Annotated in this window: 19 protein-coding genes and 1 pseudogene; 8 read left to right on the forward strand and 12 right to left on the reverse strand. The window is 54.3% G+C overall.

Annotated features, from left to right (window positions below; translation table 11 throughout):
* A partial coding sequence (gene msrB / locus MV985_RS01755) for a peptide-methionine (R)-S-oxide reductase MsrB (protein WP_297459589.1) occupies window positions 1-658 on the forward strand: 658 nt, incomplete at its 5' end.
* On the opposite strand, the gene MV985_RS01760 is transcribed toward msrB, so the two are convergent.
* Together MV985_RS01760 and MV985_RS01765 are read right to left on the reverse strand one after the other, a co-directional pair.
* A complete protein-coding gene (locus MV985_RS01760) occupies window positions 637-1,047 on the reverse strand; it encodes a transcriptional regulator (RefSeq protein WP_297459595.1) in 411 nt (136 codons plus the stop codon). The genes msrB and MV985_RS01760 overlap by 22 nt on opposite strands.
* Before the next feature lie 26 nt (window positions 1,048-1,073).
* Entirely contained in the window at window positions 1,074-1,604 is a 531-nt protein-coding gene (locus tag MV985_RS01765) for a DUF1858 domain-containing protein (protein ID WP_297459601.1), read from the reverse strand.
* Between the two features lie 59 nt (window positions 1,605-1,663).
* Here MV985_RS01765 and MV985_RS01770 point away from each other — a divergent pair, with 59 nt between their 5' ends.
* Both MV985_RS01770 and MV985_RS01775 read left to right on the forward strand, forming a co-directional pair.
* On the forward strand, window positions 1,664-3,004 hold the full coding sequence (locus tag MV985_RS01770; protein ID WP_297459609.1) for a DUF438 domain-containing protein: 1,341 nt from the start codon (window positions 1,664-1,666) through the stop codon (window positions 3,002-3,004).
* Between the two features lies 1 nt (window position 3,005).
* On the forward strand, window positions 3,006-4,082 hold the full coding sequence (locus tag MV985_RS01775; RefSeq protein ID WP_297459617.1) for a Xaa-Pro peptidase family protein: 1,077 nt from the start codon (window positions 3,006-3,008) through the stop codon (window positions 4,080-4,082).
* 1 nt (window position 4,083) lies between these two features.
* Here MV985_RS01775 and MV985_RS01780 read toward each other — a convergent pair whose 3' ends face one another.
* Window positions 4,084-5,385, reverse strand: a complete 1,302-nt coding sequence (locus MV985_RS01780; protein WP_297459623.1) for a cytochrome c biogenesis protein CcdA — start codon at window positions 5,383-5,385, stop codon at window positions 4,084-4,086.
* Window positions 5,386-5,534: 149 nt separating this feature from the next.
* Window positions 5,535-6,101 (reverse strand): NAD(P)H-dependent oxidoreductase, encoded by a 567-nt coding sequence (locus MV985_RS01785; protein WP_297459631.1) that lies wholly within the window; start codon window positions 6,099-6,101, stop codon window positions 5,535-5,537.
* 139 nt (window positions 6,102-6,240) lie between these two features.
* On the opposite strand from MV985_RS01785, the pseudogene MV985_RS10150 reads away from it, so the two are divergent.
* Window positions 6,241-6,453 (forward strand): annotated as a pseudogene (locus tag MV985_RS10150) (redoxin domain-containing protein); the annotation flags it as partial.
* Between the two features lie 752 nt (window positions 6,454-7,205).
* On the opposite strand, the gene MV985_RS01795 reads toward MV985_RS10150, so the two are convergent.
* The 8 genes from MV985_RS01795 to glyA all read right to left on the reverse strand — a co-directional run bounded on the left by MV985_RS01795 (window position 7,206) and on the right by glyA (window position 13,779).
* Entirely contained in the window at window positions 7,206-7,856 is a 651-nt protein-coding gene (locus MV985_RS01795; protein ID WP_297459640.1) for a peroxiredoxin, read from the reverse strand.
* A 221-nt stretch (window positions 7,857-8,077) separates the two neighbouring features.
* Window positions 8,078-9,970 (reverse strand): molybdopterin-dependent oxidoreductase, encoded by a 1,893-nt coding sequence (locus tag MV985_RS01800; RefSeq protein ID WP_297459649.1) that lies wholly within the window; start codon window positions 9,968-9,970, stop codon window positions 8,078-8,080.
* A 21-nt stretch (window positions 9,971-9,991) separates the two neighbouring features.
* Window positions 9,992-10,570 carry a hypothetical protein gene (locus MV985_RS01805; protein WP_297459657.1) on the reverse strand — a complete coding sequence of 193 codons (579 nt, stop codon included), beginning with the start codon at window positions 10,568-10,570 and terminating at the stop codon, window positions 9,992-9,994.
* A gap of 29 nt (window positions 10,571-10,599) precedes the next feature.
* The gene (locus MV985_RS01810; RefSeq protein ID WP_297459665.1) at window positions 10,600-11,349 is read right to left on the reverse strand and encodes a DNA polymerase sliding clamp; all 750 of its coding nucleotides are present in this window, start codon (window positions 11,347-11,349) and stop codon (window positions 10,600-10,602) included.
* A gap of 2 nt (window positions 11,350-11,351) precedes the next feature.
* On the reverse strand, window positions 11,352-11,522 hold the full coding sequence (locus MV985_RS01815) for a hypothetical protein (protein ID WP_297459674.1): 171 nt from the start codon (window positions 11,520-11,522) through the stop codon (window positions 11,352-11,354).
* On the reverse strand, window positions 11,519-11,851 hold the full coding sequence (locus tag MV985_RS01820) for a transcription factor S (protein ID WP_297459676.1): 333 nt from the start codon (window positions 11,849-11,851) through the stop codon (window positions 11,519-11,521). Before MV985_RS01820 ends, MV985_RS01815 begins: the two co-directional genes overlap by 4 nt.
* A gap of 71 nt (window positions 11,852-11,922) precedes the next feature.
* Window positions 11,923-12,405 carry an immunoglobulin-like domain-containing protein gene (locus tag MV985_RS01825; protein WP_297459685.1) on the reverse strand — a complete coding sequence of 161 codons (483 nt, stop codon included), beginning with the start codon at window positions 12,403-12,405 and terminating at the stop codon, window positions 11,923-11,925.
* 84 nt (window positions 12,406-12,489) lie between these two features.
* Entirely contained in the window at window positions 12,490-13,779 is a 1,290-nt protein-coding gene (gene glyA, locus MV985_RS01830) for a serine hydroxymethyltransferase (protein ID WP_297459743.1), read from the reverse strand.
* 91 nt (window positions 13,780-13,870) lie between these two features.
* Between glyA and cobB the strand changes: the two genes are divergently transcribed.
* The 4 genes from cobB to MV985_RS01850 all read left to right on the forward strand — a co-directional run.
* Window positions 13,871-14,629: an NAD-dependent protein deacetylase gene (cobB, locus tag MV985_RS01835; RefSeq protein ID WP_297459692.1), complete on the forward strand. Its 759-nt coding sequence runs from the start codon at window positions 13,871-13,873 to the stop codon at window positions 14,627-14,629.
* Complete coding sequence (locus MV985_RS01840; RefSeq protein ID WP_297459701.1) at window positions 14,622-15,026, forward strand: DUF3783 domain-containing protein; 405 nt, start codon at window positions 14,622-14,624, stop codon at window positions 15,024-15,026. The genes cobB and MV985_RS01840 overlap by 8 nt, the downstream gene beginning before the upstream one ends.
* Before the next feature lie 33 nt (window positions 15,027-15,059).
* Window positions 15,060-15,788: a TIGR02253 family HAD-type hydrolase gene (locus MV985_RS01845; protein ID WP_297459709.1), complete on the forward strand. Its 729-nt coding sequence runs from the start codon at window positions 15,060-15,062 to the stop codon at window positions 15,786-15,788.
* The coding region (locus tag MV985_RS01850; protein ID WP_297459716.1) for an ASCH domain-containing protein at window positions 15,745-16,289 on the forward strand (545 nt) is incomplete at its 3' end. The genes MV985_RS01845 and MV985_RS01850, both read left to right, overlap by 44 nt.

Raw genomic sequence — 16,289 nt, forward strand, 5'->3', positions numbered from 1 at the left:
GAGGCTTGAGCTTTCTGGAATCTTCGATGGGCCGATAGTCACGGAGATTCTGCCGGCAAAGGAATTTTACCCGGCCGAAGACTACCACCAGGGCTACTACTTCCGCTTCGAGACTAACTACAGACAATACAAGCTCTACTCCGGAAGGCTGGGCTTCATAAAGTCGGTCTGGGAGAAGAACCGCCACTTCTGCCTCTTTCCGGAGAGGGAGCGCTACTGGTTGGGCTGGCGGAAGCCGGGTGATTCGGAACTCAGGAGGCTCTTAACACCGCTCCAGTACAGGGTGACCCAGCTCGGCGACACGGAACCGCCCTTCAAAAACGAGTACTGGGACAGCAACGAGGAAGGCATCTACGTTGACGTTGTTTCGGGGGAGCCCCTCTTCAGTTCACTCTACAAGTTTGACTCGGGCACGGGATGGCCGAGTTTCACAAAACCGCTGGAGGAATGGGCAGTCGTTGAGGCGGAGGAATGCGAGGGCATTCTCTGTGGACGGGAAGTGAGGAGCCGTTTCGCCAACTCTCACCTCGGCCACGTCTTCGACGAGCCAACGCCGACCGGAAAACGCTACTGCATAAACTCCGCCTCGCTGAGGTTCGTTCCCAGGGAAAAACTGAGGAGATACGGCTACATCGCCTACGAGCGACTCTTTGACTGAGACTCGCCGAAGAGCTCGATGCAGACCCGGCACTTTTTCGGGTCTAACTCCGGGTCTATTTCAGCGTGGAAGGAACATCCATAACCTTTTCCTAAGAACTCCAGTGAGAGCCTCACGAGCTCGGTGTGTATTTCGTATTCTCCTGGCCTCTCTGCAATTATCCTCTCCGCGAGCTTTCCAACTTCCAAATCTATATCCTGAAAAGAGGAGACATCAATCAGTCTTCCCCTCTCTTCCCTCAGGTAGCGGGAAACAGCCGACTGGGTTATGTGCAAAAGCTCCGCTATCTCCGTCTGCTTCAGGCCCCTCTTTCGAAGGTGCTTGACGAGCCTCCGCCTGAGCGCTGGATAGACGTAGCGCGAGGCCACCTCAAAGGCGTTCGTCTTCATGGTTTCGGTTATGACGGGTGGAATATTTAAGGCTTTTCGAGGGCCTTCAGCTCCGCCATCATTTCCTTAAAGCGCTCGTCGCTCATTCCGAGAAGCTTTTTGGCGCCCTTGAGGGTTATCGTTCTGGCTAGGGTTTTCCTCATCACGGGGTTCTCCAGCGGGGAGAAGCCGTACTTGACGAGTATTTTGAGAGACTCCGGATAGGCTTTGAGCAGCTTGGCTACGTTGGTGTCTTCGGTTATTCCCTCGAGCTTGTCGTCGCACTCCTTGACCTCCATGCTGAGTTCCTTTGAGTCTTCTTTCTTGGTCACCCTCAGGACGAAAAAGCCAGAGACCTCCTTTACCTCAACGGCGTAGCCTGCCTCCTCGAGCTTCGGGAGAATGTCCATGAATGGCTTGTCGCCAATGACTTCAAGCGTTTCTCCAGTTTTGAGCCTTCCGAGGGACTCGATTATCATGACTGCCGGTTGAGGAGCCTTCAACCCGCGGACGTCGAGCATCATTTTTACATCACCGACCGATTTTATGACGCGCGTCATATAAACTTTGTTGGGCATATGTGCCCAGCAATGCTTATAAAACGTTAATATGACACCTGTCATGAAGGTGGTTTAAGATGACCGAGTTACTGAAGACGAGGGAGTACAAGAAAGAGCAGCTGAAAAAACTCCTCCTTAGAATCCACGAGGGAGAGAGCGTTGATAAGCTCAAGGAGGATTTTAGACAGGTTTTGAGTGGAATATCACCCCTTGAGATACCCCTGATTGAGCAGGAGCTTGTTAAAGAAGGAATCTCGGCGAAGGACATAGCCAAGATGTGTGATTTGCACGTCGAGCTTTTCCGCGAGGCCGTTAAGGGCACGGACGAGCTTGAGGAGAGGGACTTGCCCGACGGCCACCCACTAAAGACCCTCTACCTTGAGAACAAGGAGATAATGAAAGATGCGGAGATGCTCAACCTCTACGCGCGAACTCTTGCAACGACAAAGGACGAGCGCATGAGGAAGGAAATTTTGGGAGTTCTCGAGGAGATAGTGGGCAACCTCAGGAAGGTGGGCTTCACCCACTATAACCGGGAGGAGATGCTAACTTTCCCCTACATCGAGAGGCGCGGTTTAACGGCCATAGCCACCGTCCTCTGGACCAAGCACGACGAGATAAGGTTCATGATAAAGTACCTCGCGGAACTGCTGAGAAAGAGGGGCGAGATGCCCTGGGAGGAGTTCGTTGAGAAGCTCAAGACCAAGGCCGGCGAGGCATCTTTCGCGCTCAGCGATATGGTCTTCAGGGAGAACAACATCTATTATCCCACGCTCAAAGCTTTACTCAACGAGGGCGAGTGGAAGGCCATCAGAATGCAGGAGGATGAGATAGGCTTTTACAAAGTCAATCCTCCCGCCTGGGACCCTGGAGAGGATGTTAAACCACTCCACCCGTGGGAGATTAACCCTGAACTGAGCGTTGAGCAGCTCCTCGGTCTTCCCAAGGAGGTTCAGGAGGCACTAAAGGGCCAGCCGCTGGAGTTCGATAAAAGCCAGCTAAAGCGCGACGGCGACATAGACCTCGGCACGGGATACGTTAACGCGGAAGAAGTGGAGGCAATCTTCAAGGCTCTTCCGGTTGATGTTACGTTCATTGATAAGGACGACCGCGTCCGCTTCTTCTCGCCCGGCGAGAGGATATTCGACAGGACGATGTCCGTCCTCGGAAGACCGGTCCAGCTCTGCCACCCGCCGAAGAGCGTCCACATCGTCAACAAAATCCTCAAGGCCTTTAAGGAGGGCAGGAAGGAGGAGGCGACCTTCTGGCTTAAACTTGGAGACAAGTACGTTTACATCAAGTACGTGCCCCTATTCAACGAAAAGGGAGAGTACATAGGGACGCTGGAGATGACGATGGACATAGCACCCTACAGGGAGATAGAGGGCGAGAAGAGGCTCCTTGACTGGAGGGACTGAGATGAGGGGAAACGAGGAAATATTCAGGAAGCGCATTGAGAAGTTTCAGGAACTCCTGCGGGAGAACGAGATAGAGGGAGCCGTTATTAGAACCCTCTCCAGCTTCATCTACTTCACCGGGACGAAGTGGCTCCGCCCAAGCCTTTTAATTCCGGCGGAGGGCGAGCCGACGGTTTACGTCGTCAAAGGAGAAGCCGAGCTTTTCAAGAGGAGGAGCTGGATAGAGAACGTCGTCGAATTCCAGCGCGTCGAGGATTTGATGGCTGGAGTTGTTACCTGGGTCAATGGCAACGGGATGACGAGGGTCGGCCTTGAGTTCGGCATCGAGCGCGACGCCTATCTAATATTCCTCAAGCTCTTCGAGAGGCTCAACCCCATGGTGGAAATCGTTGACATCCTCGACCAGACGATGAGCCTCAGGATGATAAAGGACGACTGGGAGCTGGAAAACATAAGAAAGGCCGGGAAGATAGCCCGGAAGGGGATGGCCGTCGCGGAAGAGACCATAAAGCCCGGAAAGAGCGAGCTGGAGATAGCGGCGGAGATAATCAGGGAGCTGATGCTCAGCGGAAGCGAGGACCCGAAGGTCTACGTCTCCACCACCCCGAGAGCTCATGCGGAGCCCTTCCGTGACCTTAAAGTTCCGGAGAACGGCGTTGTAACGGTCGTTATCGGCGCCGACTGGAACCACTACTACGCAAACATGGCGAGAACCTTTGTGGTCGGTGACCCCAGCGAGCGGGTTAAGAACGCCATAGAAGTCAAGGAGGAGGCCCTAAAGCTCGCCCTTGAAGAGACGAGGGTTGGTGTGACACTCAACTCCGTTGAAAAGAAGCTGGCGAACTTCTTCAAGGAGAGGGGCTTCGGTGATGCCTATCTCACCGGCTACACCCACGGCGTTGGCCTTCTCATCGAAGAGCCGCCGATGCCCACCATAATAGTCCCGACGAGGGCCGCTAAAGTGAGAGAGAACATGGTGTTGAGTATAATCCACCCGCCGCTCATGATTCCTGAGGGCGCGATAAAGCACGAGGACACCTACGTTGTTAAAAAAGATGGGCTTGAGAGGGTTACATAGCCTACGATAATGCCTCAAAGAGGGTACTCCAGAACTTCAACGGGGTTAATTCCGTCAGCATCAGGAGGCCCAGTGAGATGAGGATCACTCCAAGGGCCACTTCCCACCTGGCCTTTTTTCTTCCCTCCAGGCCCAGCTTTCCCGAAAAGAGCTTCCTGTTCACCCATTCTCCTAAATCCTTCGAGGACATCAGCAGGTAGACGGTAAGTCCCATGCCGAGGCCGTAGGTCCCCATGACGATCATCCCGCTGACCACGTCCCCGCTGAGGGCCGCAGTAATGACCGCAAAGCCGACGTAAGGTGCTATACAGCCAAGCCACGTCGCCCCGAGGGCGGAACCGAGCAGAAAATCGTAGGCAATGCCCCCTCTGAAGGCTACTCTGTCGGTTGGGGAGAAGCTGAGGAACCTCTCGAGTTTCGCACTGGCCCTCTCGCTGACGAGGGTTACTCCGATCCCGATGAATCCCAGACCGCCGATGAGGTAGAGGGCCCCCTGTATCTGGGAGGCGTAGCTCCCAAGACTCCCGACGAGCGCCCCGAGGAGGGCGAATGAAACCACCATTCCAGCGACTATCGCCTCAACGTTTCTCCTGGCAAAGGTTAGGGTCAGGGCACCCACCACAACCGGAAGAACGCAGGGTGAAAAAACGCTCAAAATACCCGCGGAGAAGACTGTCAGAAGAACCCCAAGGGTTAGATTTGGTTTGGTTTTCTCTCCCCGCGGCTGGTTGATTTTTTCTCCTGGAGTGTTTGAGGACGTGGCCGTGGAATTGCTCCCCCTCTTCCCGCTTCCAATTGACCTTTCTACGAAGAGCTTTAGTCCCTCAGGCTGCAGGGCTCCAACGGCAACTCCCTTGAGAACCCTGGTGCCGTTCTCGGCTTTGAAGATCACCATCGTTGGCGTCCCGGGAACGCCGACGTTTATCTCCTCGCCGGGCTTCTTCGGGAGGTAGTAGCCAGCGTTGTCTGGCTGGATGACGAGAACCCGCCCATCAACCCGGTAGCGGAGGTTAGTCAGTTCCCTTCCGCGGTAAACGTCCACCGAAACGCGGACGAAATCCTCGAGCGCCTCCGCGGCTTCCCGCGTTGAAAAAACCCGCTCCTTCATATAACTGCAGGCGGGACAGGTCTCGGAGTGGTAGAAGAGGAAGAAGTACTCCCCGTTGTGCTCCGAAATAAGTCTGTTGAGCTCTTCAACGGTCGTTACATCGTGGAACTCCAGGTTTCCATACCTTACCACCCCACCCGCCACGAGACCCGTCCAGAGGAGCAGCAGACCAACTACAATGAGAGCCCTTCTCACCCTATCACCCAGGGAAATGGAAATGGCCGATTAAAAAGGATTTTCCTGAAAGTGTTGGCCTGCGTGTCAATGTCCCCGTCCGTTATCACACGATTCTTGACCCAATCTGAAAAACCGGGCAACCTCCGGGAGATGGTACGTTCTCTTTCCTAAGGAGGCCCGTTCGTTTCCTTCAGTCTTTCTCTTACCTCGTCCCTTATCGGCTTAAGAGCTTTTGCGTACTTCTCAAGGGTATTGAATAGCCTCTCTACCCTCTCCTGGTACTTTTCCTCCCCGAGTTCCTCGCCCTCGAAGACCTCATCAACGTTGTAGAAGAGCACCTGCCCGACGGGAAGCATCCTGTAGTTCACAGCCGCTGCCCTGAGCTCCATCAAAAGCCTTGTTCCACCGGTAACGATCGAAACCGTGGTAATTCCAACCGGTAAAGCTTCGTACTCGTCGTAGATCGTATCCAACAGAATTTTCAGCTCTCCCGGATAGCTCCCGTTGTACTCCGGCGCGACTATCACGAGAGCATCAGCCTCAAGGATTTTTGCCCTGTAACGCTCAATCTCAGGCGTTACCTTCCAGCGGTGGGTGTAGCAGAGGAGGTAGTCCCTCACGTCTATCAGTTCCGCCTCCCAGCCGAGTTCCTCTGCCCTTCTTGTGAGGTACCTCGCCACTCGCTCGCTCTTCCGTCCCTCCCTTGCCGTTCCGAGGATTATCTTAACCTTCATACAATCACCGAGAAAGGTTCGTCCCTGGATTATTTAAATTTGCCCTCCAAATCGGAAAGGGTTGGAGTTCGAAACTTCTCATTTTATTAGATAGACATTTTTAAATTAGGTAGCCCTAATACCTCACGGTGATACCGAAATGGTAAAGGTTGGAGAAATCGTTCCCGACTTTGAGGCAGATGCATACTTCCCGGAGAAGGACGAAATAGGGAAGCTGAGGTTCTCGGATTACAGGGGCAAGTGAGTTGTTCTGGCGTTCTATCCCGATGACTTCACCTTCGTCTGCCCGGCGGAGCTCGAGGAGCTGGCGGATTACTATGAGGAGTTCAGGAATGAAGAAGCGGAGATAATTAAACCCTGAATACTATGATCACTGGATAAAAACAGGATTCGTGTACGTTCACACTTAGGACTTCGGGCCCGTGGTTGAATATCCTCTTGAATTAGGAGGACTTTTAATTAGCTCCCCAACTGGAACAATAGCTTATGGGGCGATCTCCTATGCAGTGAATCAGTACATAATAGACAAGTACTTAAAAGGAGGATGGTCCAAGAAATACACAACTGAAATACTGCTAATGGATGGAACAGGGGATCTCCCACCGGGGGTATTATCGATCAGGAACTGGAGGGGGTAATATGAGTACCCTCAAAAAGAAGATTGCGGAGTTCCTCCTCCTTACTGTCTTTTTTGTGGGTTTGATCACGTTTGCGTATTCTCAGGAACCAAAGCGATGTCCTTCTAACGGCACGTGGATAGATCCACATGGTTTTACAGCAATATGCAACGTTCCTGACTGCTATGAAGCAGTGGGAAGCATCAACAAATGGTTTCATTAAGCTCGATAGTATTAATCGCCTACTTTACGGGCCTCAGGTTAAAAGGTCAACTTACACTCGAATCCGCGCTTTTCAGAGTTGGGGTGTATCTAACTTTCATAAGCGTGATAATAGCTTCAGAGCTCTCCAAAGTACCCGAGGGGAATTGCTTGACCTTTAAACCCCTGGTATATATAATTGCCGTTATAGGGTCGTTCTTTGTGGCTTGGTTCCACGGGTGGTAATAAAAGATGCATAAAAGGTCAATTGAAGGGGGGAACCCCTTCACTCAAGCTTCTTGTAGCAGAACCACCAGTCGTAGCACTCAATCTCGCCCTTCTTCTTCATTTCCTCGCGCTGCTTGACCTCCTGGATGGTGCTGGCCGGCGGAACGATGACCTTGTCGCCGATGAGCTCGTTGTTGGGCCACTTGTGTGGAAGTGCAACGCCCTTCTCGTCACTGATCTTGAGGGCCTTGATGAGCCTGAGGATCTCGTCCCAGTCCCTGCCGACCTCGGCCGGGTAGTAGACTATCGCACGAATAACGCCCTTGTCGTCAACGATGAAGACAGCCCTGGCGGTTATGGTTGACCCGCTGGGGATCATGCCGAGCATGTCGGCGAGGTCACCCTTGTCGTCAGCTATGACGGGGAACTCAATCTCGACACCGAGGTTCTCCTTTATCCACTCCATCCACTTGATGTGGCTGAAGACCTGGTCAACGCTCAGTCCGATGGGCTCAACGCCGAGCTCCTTGAACTTGTCGAGCCTCTTCTGGAGGGCATAAAACTCGGTGGTGCAGACAGGGGTGAAGTCGGCCGGGTGGCTGAACAGCATGAACCACTTGCCCTGCTCGGTGAAGTGGTCCGGGAGCTTTATCACTCCGTGGGTGGTCTTGACCTCAACTTCCGGGAACTTTTCTCCTATGACGACCATTTTTCATCACCTCTCTTTTTCTGTGTCGTCTTCACTATAAACCATGTTGGTTCGAATATATAAATCTTTCGGTTCGTTTTCTGGAGAAACTTTGACGGATACGCAAGGAGCTTTTAAGTTCCCGGACATCCCGTCAAGAACTATGCTTCACTACTCGTCACTGTGCAAAATAGGGCAAAAAATACTCGTCGATAACACAGTCAGAGGAGATGACATTCGCCTTAAACTTTCTTCACATCAACCCACGTTGAATGGTATGCAGAAGCATTGCCATAGTCCTGGGCGGTTTTATCGGTCGTCAGAAAGTTCGCGTTCCAGCCGAGTAAGCTGACCCAGAACGCCTTGTAAAGGAGAACAACACCGGGGGGAACATCCTCGTTGAGCTTTGCACGGGTTTTTATTCTTCCGCGTTCGTTGAAAACTTCAACCTCGTCCCCGTCTTCAATCCCTCTCCCCTCTGCGTCCGCAGGATTGATGTAAAGGTTCGGGTCTATCATGCCGTGGGTGTTGTGGTACTGGCTCGTTATCGTCATCCTGTGGGTGGGGGTGAGCAGTCTGAGCGGGTACCTCCCTTCAAAGCGGCGATACTCGGGGAAGGGCCTCAGGCCCCGTTCAACGGCCCTCCGCGAGTAGAACTCTATCCTCCCGCTCGGCGTTTCCCACTTCACTGGCTTTTCCGGCACCCTGACGAAGCCGTTCCTCTTGAGTTCTTCCCAGCTCAGCCCGTTGAGTTCGAGGATTTTTCTTATTACCTCCTCGTCGCTCTCGTAGAGGTGAGGGTTCTCTATTCCCAGGGTCCTTGCAAGTAACCTGGTGACCTCGCTGTTACCCTTTCCGTAGAGCTTTGTCACAGGCTCGTTTAAGGCAACGTAGCGGTGGTAGTAGCTGTCCGCTATGTCAAGCCGCTCGAAGAAGGTGTTCGCAGGCAGAACGACGTCAGAGTAGAGTGCGGTGTCGGTAAGAAATATGTCGTGCGTAACTACGAAGACGTCATTCTCTTCCAGCGCTTTCCTCAGCCTCCTCTGATTCGGCAGGCTCGCGAGCGGGTTGGAGTTGTAGACGTAGAGGAACCTTATTTCCCCGCGCTCGATGTATTCGGCCAGCTTCATCTGGGGGATTCTCTTCGCGGGCTTCGTCCTCAGGAATGCCCCTTCCACGTAGCTCTTGTCGATAGTCCTCATGTCGTAGATGAAGCCAAAGCGGTGGCCAACCAGAGCGGGAAGAATCGCTATGGCCCTGACCGCCTCCCCACCGGCTAAAGAACGCTGAAAGCCATAGCCGATGTGTATCACACCCTTCTTTTCGGCGTATTCCCTGGCGAACTCCACGATATACTCAACGCTCAGGCCAGTCTCCCGGCCCACATAATCAAGAGATAGAGTTGTTACATAATTTTTGAATTCTTCAAAGCCGTAAACGTTCTCGAGGACGAACTCTTCATCGTAGAGTTTCTCCTCGATGAGAACCTTCGCAACTCCCAGTGCAAGGAGAACGTCCGTATCGGGCCTTATCTGAAAGAACCGATCGCTCCTCTTTGCGGTCTCGGTTCTCACCACATCAACCGTCCAGATTTCGAGGTTGTTTCTCTTAGCCAGCATGAAGCCGTGTAAATTGGTCCAGAAGGCGTTTATCCCCCAGTAGACGATTAACCTCTGATTTCTGAGTTCCTCGGGGTCCATACCGACCGCTGTTCCGTAAACATCCTTCAACGCCTCCTGCCCTGCCCTGTCGCAGATTCCATAATCCAGCATGGCCGTGTTGAGGTAGTGGAAGAGTCTGAGCGGAAAGGCGTAGTTTACCGCACCCCTATCCCCCGCGTACTGATAGACAAGAACGCTTTCGCTCCCGTATTCCTCAATGGTTCCCCGGAGCTTATCTGCAACGAGGTTTATCGCCTCCTCCCAGCTAATCTCCCCGAAATCTCCGCTCCCCCTCTCCCCGGTTCTAATGAGCGGGTTTTTGAGCCGATCCCTCGCGTGGAACCACCTGGGCAAAAGGGCACCCTTGGGACAGAGGAAGCCCGCGGTTATCGGGTGTTGTGGGTTCCCCCTAACGATGAGCCTTCCGTCTTTGAACTCGCTCACCATCGAGCAGGTGTCGTAGCAGTCGCGCATGCAGACGGAAAACATAATCCATCACAGTGAGAGTTTGACCCTGATAGCGGCATCCCGTTCAACGAGAACCCTTCCTATTGCTTCGGGGAGGATCGCCATGTCCCACGCCCTGAAGGGTCCGTACTCCTTCAGATCGGGATCAAGGACCTTTGGAAGGTCTGTTGTGATGATGTATACCCCACCGGGAACGCTTTTCTCCGGTTTGGACACCGGATGTTCTACGGGAGATTGGACAATGTCCCCCGGACCCGGAACGGAAACATCCCGGATTACTTCCCGGCGCTCAATGAAGGCCCTCAGAATCGTGAGGATTCTTCTCTCCTCGGCGGTCATCTCACCGGGAAGACCCTCGACGGCGAGGTCAACTATCTTGTGGAGCCGGATCTTTATTATCTCACGTGCGAGCCTCTCCGCTATTTCGAGCTGGGCTAAATAGAGCCTCTCTTCCACATCCTCCCCCCTTTCCCTGGAGCTCTCGGCGCCCAGCTTGAGAGCCTTGATGAGGCTATCGAACTCCCTGTAGAACTCCTCCCCGAGTTTCGTGAGATCACTGGATGACAGCTCTTCCTCCAGGAGCTCCCTGAGCTTGACGATGTCCACTCTACCACCAGCCCGGAAGAAAAAGGAAATCAGTCCTCGACGCGCGGCGCGAGGAGGAAGACGAGTTTGCCCTCGTCCCTTATGTAGTACTCCATCTGGAGGGGCATCTCGTTGCCGAAGCGCAGAATTACCTCCTCAGCCTTCCCGATGCCCTTTATCATATCCGAGAGATAGCTTATCCCGTAGGCGCTTCTGGTCTCTTCCTCCACCTCAAGGTCGAGTAAACCTTCGTCCTCAAGAGTGAGTCTTATCTCAACCTCCTGGGTCTCGCCCTCCGCCTTCATTATGAACTCGCTTTCGGTTGCGATGAATTTTATCGCGTCGCTGACTAGGGAGGCATCCTTGACGGCCTCCTTGAGGACCTCGCCGAGGACGACAACTTTGGCGGTGAACGGCAGCTCCGGAAGGTCGAGCTCGAGCTCCTCGACCTCTATGAGGGGAAGGCGGAAGGTTCTCTTGGCGGTTCCTTCAAAGGTTATCTCGAGGAAGTTGTCGTCGCCCTTCCTGAGGATGAGGGTGTCCTTGCTTTTACCCCTTTTGAGCACTTTCTTGAAGTGGTCCATGTTGACCCCTATTGTCTCCGGCTCCTCGACCTCGTACTTGGAGAATATGCTCTCCGGGAGGTTAAGGTCTATGAGTACAACCCTGCTGGGATCCATGGCTCGCATGCTTATTCCTTCTTCCGTCACCTTGAAGGCGGCTTCGTCAATGAGGTTGCTTGCGGTGGCTATGAGGTCGGCAAAATCCTTGGCTCCCTCAAAAACTATCTCAAACGGCATCTTTACCCCTCCTTCAATACCTTGAGCATCAGCCTAACCCTCTCTTTCCCGCGGAATAAATAAGCTTTTCCGTTGTCGGTTTCGGGTATCCTTTTATGCGCCTCCTCCAGCTCCTTCAAGGCCTTTTCCGCGAGCTTCCTGAGGGTCTCCCTCTTGAGTTCCTCATCCCTCACTCGTAGGCCCTCCAGACATAGCCACACTTGGTGCACTTGTAGAATATCGTGCTCGGCTCGTCTCCGGCGCGGGTCTGCATCTCCCACCAGTAGGCCGTGTCGTTGCCGCACTTGGGGCAGGTGACCTTCGTCGTCGGAAGCGTTTTTACGTCCTGTTCGACGATAATTATCCCCTCATCGGGCTTGTGCTCGACCTTCTGGGTAATCCTCGTCTTCTCTCTGTCCTTCTTCTCGTCGAAGGGCTCCTCGTAGCCACAGGAACGGCAGACCCAGACCTTCCTCTTCCTGTCCGGGAGCATGAGGTTACCGCACTTCGGGCAGAACTTCATTTTTCTCCCCCCAACCAGTGGCGGGGTATGGGGGAGGAGAATAAAAAGTTTGCTCAGGTGGCGGTTTTCCCTTAGGGTTTCACGTCGAACTCGGCCCATACTTCCATGGCCATTGCCCTTTTGTTCAGGGGATCCGTGATGGAGATTCTCTTCACTATCTTATAGTGCCCCGGCTCGAGGTTGAGGTCTGCAAGGTTTACCCTCTGCTCCCAGCTCTTCCCCGGCTCGATAACGACCGCGATCTCGATGAAAACCAGGTTAACGGGAATCTCTTTCCACATCCCCTTCTCCAGCCTGTAAAGCCTGAAAGCATAGCCCGTCGTAATGTTGGCGTTCCCGTTGTTGGTTATCGTGATAATCATCGTGTCGTTGGGTGAGTAGACAGTTTTATCGAGTTTCAGCAGACTCCCGATGCCAGATCCTTTATCCTGGGAGGCGTGGGTGAGCACTTTCCCGTCGGAGGAGCCATCGGCCGGGCTTCTCCAGTGGGCGGCGAGATAATATCCAGCCGGAACCAGCAGGATTACCAGCAGAACAGGGATAATCTTTCTCACGTTGCACCACCAGATAGGAGTGCGCAAAAACCCTTTTAACGGTTCCCGATGCTTCGAACCGGCTTGAAGCGAAAGAAAAAAGGGTCACTCCCTCATGGGGAGCCCGTGGTCGAAGGAGTAGTAGACCTTCTGGAACTCGGCGCGGAAGCCGTAGACGTCGCGCTTGACCTTCTTCGGGTCCTCCTTATCCAAGAGCACGCGCTTGATGAAGTGCGCTATCTCCTTCATGTCATCCTCAAACATTCCAACCCTGGTCATCTCCTGGACACCTATCCTGAGACCGCTCGGCTCGTTGACCTTCTCAAGCGGGTCCCAGGGCAGGAGGTTCTTGTTGAGGATTATGCCGGCCTCCTCGAGGAGGGGTGCCGCCCATCCACCGGCAGCCTCGTGCAGGTCGCTTACATCAACTATAACCTGGTGACTCTCGGTGTAGCCCCTGTCCTCGCCGATGACCTTGAAGCCTTCCTCAGCCAAAGCCTCTGCTAAGGCCTTCGCGTTCTTGACTATCTGTTTCGCGTATTTCTCACCGTATTCGAGCATCTCCGCCGCGGTGAGGGTCTTTCCTGCCATGTGGTGGAGGTGGTGGTTGCTCAAAACGCCGGGGAAGATGGCCCACTGGAGCCTGGCTATCTCCTCGGTATCCCCAAAGCGCTTGTAGATTATGACACCACCCTGCGGTCCCGGGAAGGTCTTGTGGGTCGAGGCCGTTATGAGGTCCGCACCTTCCCTGAGCGGGTCCTGGAACTGCTTGCCCGCTATGAGACCGAGAACGTGCGCTGCATCGTACATGACGTAGGCACCAACCTCTTTCGCAACGGGCGCGAGCTCTTTGACCGGGTGCGGGAACGGGAAGAGCGAACCACCGAAGACGACTATCTTCGGTTCAACCTCGCGGATGAGTTTCTCGGCCTTATCAACGTCGATGTTGAAGGCTTCGTTATCGAAGGGCCAGGTGTGAACCTCCAAACCGCGCATTCCGGCGGCACCGAAGGGCATGTGGCTTATGTGACCGCCGTGGCTGGTGTGAAGAACTATTGCCTTGTCCCCCGGCTGGGTGAGGCCGAAGAATGCAGCCTGGTTGGCGTTGGTTCCTGAAATCGGCCTGAGGTCGGCGAAATCACTCTGGAAAAGCCTGGTGAAGAGGTCAACGCCTATAAGCTCGACCTCGTCGACGTACTTGCAGCCCTGGTAGTAGCGCTGCCTCGGCCAGCCCTCGGCGTACTTATGCATGAAACCGCTGGCAACCGCCCGGTTAACGCTTGGAGAAGTTATGTTTTCGCTCGCTATGAGGTTTATCGTGTGGCTCCTCCAGTGCTCGTGGTCCTCGATAAAGTTCAGAACCCTGTCACGGTATTCTCTATACCCTTCCGCCATTGGAAACACCTCGGATGGGGATCTGAACGGGGGGATATAAACCTTACCGCGGAGGGCAGAGTTTTTAAAGAGGAGATGGTAGATTTTAAGCATGATAGGGGAGGCAGCCAAACTTCTTGCCCGCTCGCGTTTTGCCATAGCTTTCACCGGTGCAGGGATAAGCGCCGAGAGCGGCGTTCCGACCTTCAGGGGTTTCAACGGGCTGTGGAAGATGCACAGGCCTGAGGAGCTGGCCACACCCGAGGCATTCAGGAAGGATCCACACCTCGTCTGGAGTTTCTACAAGTGGAGGATGGACCTGATAAGGAAGGCGAGGCCCAACAGAGCCCACTATGCCCTGGCGGAGCTTGAGCGAATGGGAATTCTAAAGGCGGTGATAACCCAGAACGTGGATGATCTTCACCGCGAGGCTGGGAGCAGGAACGTGGTGGAGCTCCACGGCAACATCTTCCGCGTCAGGTGCACCTCATGTTCATACAGGGAAAACCTCAAGGAGAGCGGCAGGCTGGATGAGTTTTTGAAGGAGAGAGACCTTCCGAAGTGTCCGCGCTGTGGTTCCCTCCTAAGGCCGGACGTCGTGTGGTTCGGCGAGCCGCTTCCGAGGAAATCTCTAGAAGAGGCGTTCCGACTCGCCGAGAGGGCCGACCTTGTCCTCGTCATAGGCACGAGCGGCGTCGTTTATCCCGCTGCCTACGTCCCTCAGATCGTCAAGGAGACCGGGGGCAAGGTCATCGAGATCAACCCCGAGGAGAGCGGGATAACGCCCATAGCGGATGTATTCATCAGGGGGAAAGCCGGAGAGGTTATGGGGGAGCTCCTCGAACTTGTCAGGGGGCTGGCGAATGAATGAGGCGGTTTTCCTTATAGGGTTCACGGCGGAAGAGGTCGGGGCGGTGAAGGGGGCGCTCCGGGATCTCGAGGTGCACGAGGTACCCCGGGAGTGCCGGGACTGGAAGCTCGGAGAGATAGTGGGGAAGAAACCCGAGGGGAGCGGAAACTGGCACGAAAGAAAATTCCTGATAATCCACGGGTCCAACGAGACCATAAAGCGGGTCCTATCGGCCGTTAAGCCCCTGGGCCTGGGAAGGATAATCTTCGTATCCACAACCCCCATATCCCTTGGGAGAACCCTTGACGAGTTGATACGGGAATGGATAGAGGAAGACGAGTACTTCAGGGCCTACCGCTGGGCCAGACGAGAGGTGGCTCAGAAGAAGGGTCCGTTCCTGGACATTGGGAAGGGTTAAATACGCTCGGACGAAAAAACCCCCGGTGAAAGGATGATAAGGGTAGTGTTCTTCGATCTGGACGATACCATCGTTGACACCTCCCGGCTGGCGGAGATGGCGAGGAGGAACGCGATAGAGAACATGATCCGTCACGGCCTCCCCGTTGATTTCGACATCGCCTACAGCGAACTCCTCGAGCTGATAAACGAGTACGGGAGCAACTTCGGGAGGCACTTCGACTACCTCCTCAGGAGACTTGAGGTTCCCTACGACCCCAAGCTCGTCGCCGCGGGGGTTATCGCCTACCACAACACCAAGTTCGCCTACCTGCGGACGGTTAAGGGTGCCAGGCGGGTTCTAATTGATCTCCAGCGGTCGGGTTACAGGCTGGGCATCATCACCGACGGGGATCCGATAAAGCAGTGGGAGAAGATACTCCGCCTCGAGCTCGATGCTTACTTCGACGAGGTCTTCATCTCGGACCACCTCGGCGTGAGGAAGCCCCATCCGAAGATATTCAGGAGGGCTCTGAGAGGGATGGGTGTCGAACCCGATGAGGCGGTGATGGTCGGCGACAGGCTATATTCTGACATCTACGGGGCCAAAAACGTGGGCATGAGGACAATCTGGTTCCGCTATGGGAAATACGCCAGCCGGGAGCTGGATTATCTGGAATACGCGGACTTCACGATGCGTTCCCTTGAAGAGCTGCCGGAAATCCTCAGGGGGTTGAGAAGTGAGGAGGAAACCCGTTCAGATCAGGAAGTTCATGCTGATTGATGGCTCGTACAAGTCGAGAATCCTCAGGGGCGACAAGGTGACGACGATACGCTACGGGGACTACGAGGTGAAACCCGGGAGTGAGGTATACCTAGTGATAACGCCGAGCGATACAGCTATAGCGAAGGCCCGGATAACCCGCGTGGAGAGGAAGAAAGTAAAGGAGCTTACCAACGAGGACGCGAGGCTCGATGGCTTTTCGGACGTGAAGGAACTCCTCCGGGAGCTCAACAAAATCTACGGCGAACTCTATGGAGATGACGAGGTCACAATAATCGGCTTTGAAATAACGAAGCGCTTCGACGACGGGATTCCGCTCAAGTGGTTGAAGGGCCTCAACTACCGCGAGCCGACTGAAATAGCGCGCCTCTACCTTGAAAACAAGGAGAAGCTCAACCTCAACCGCGAGACAGACTTCATAATGCGCCGTATCTACAACGAGGGCCTTGGAAGAGCCGTGAGAACCTTCGGGCCGAAGAAGGTCCAGAACGCTCTTCTCAA

The organism is Thermococcus sp. (assembly GCF_027012695.1).
GTDB lineage: Archaea > Methanobacteriota_B > Thermococci > Thermococcales > Thermococcaceae > Thermococcus.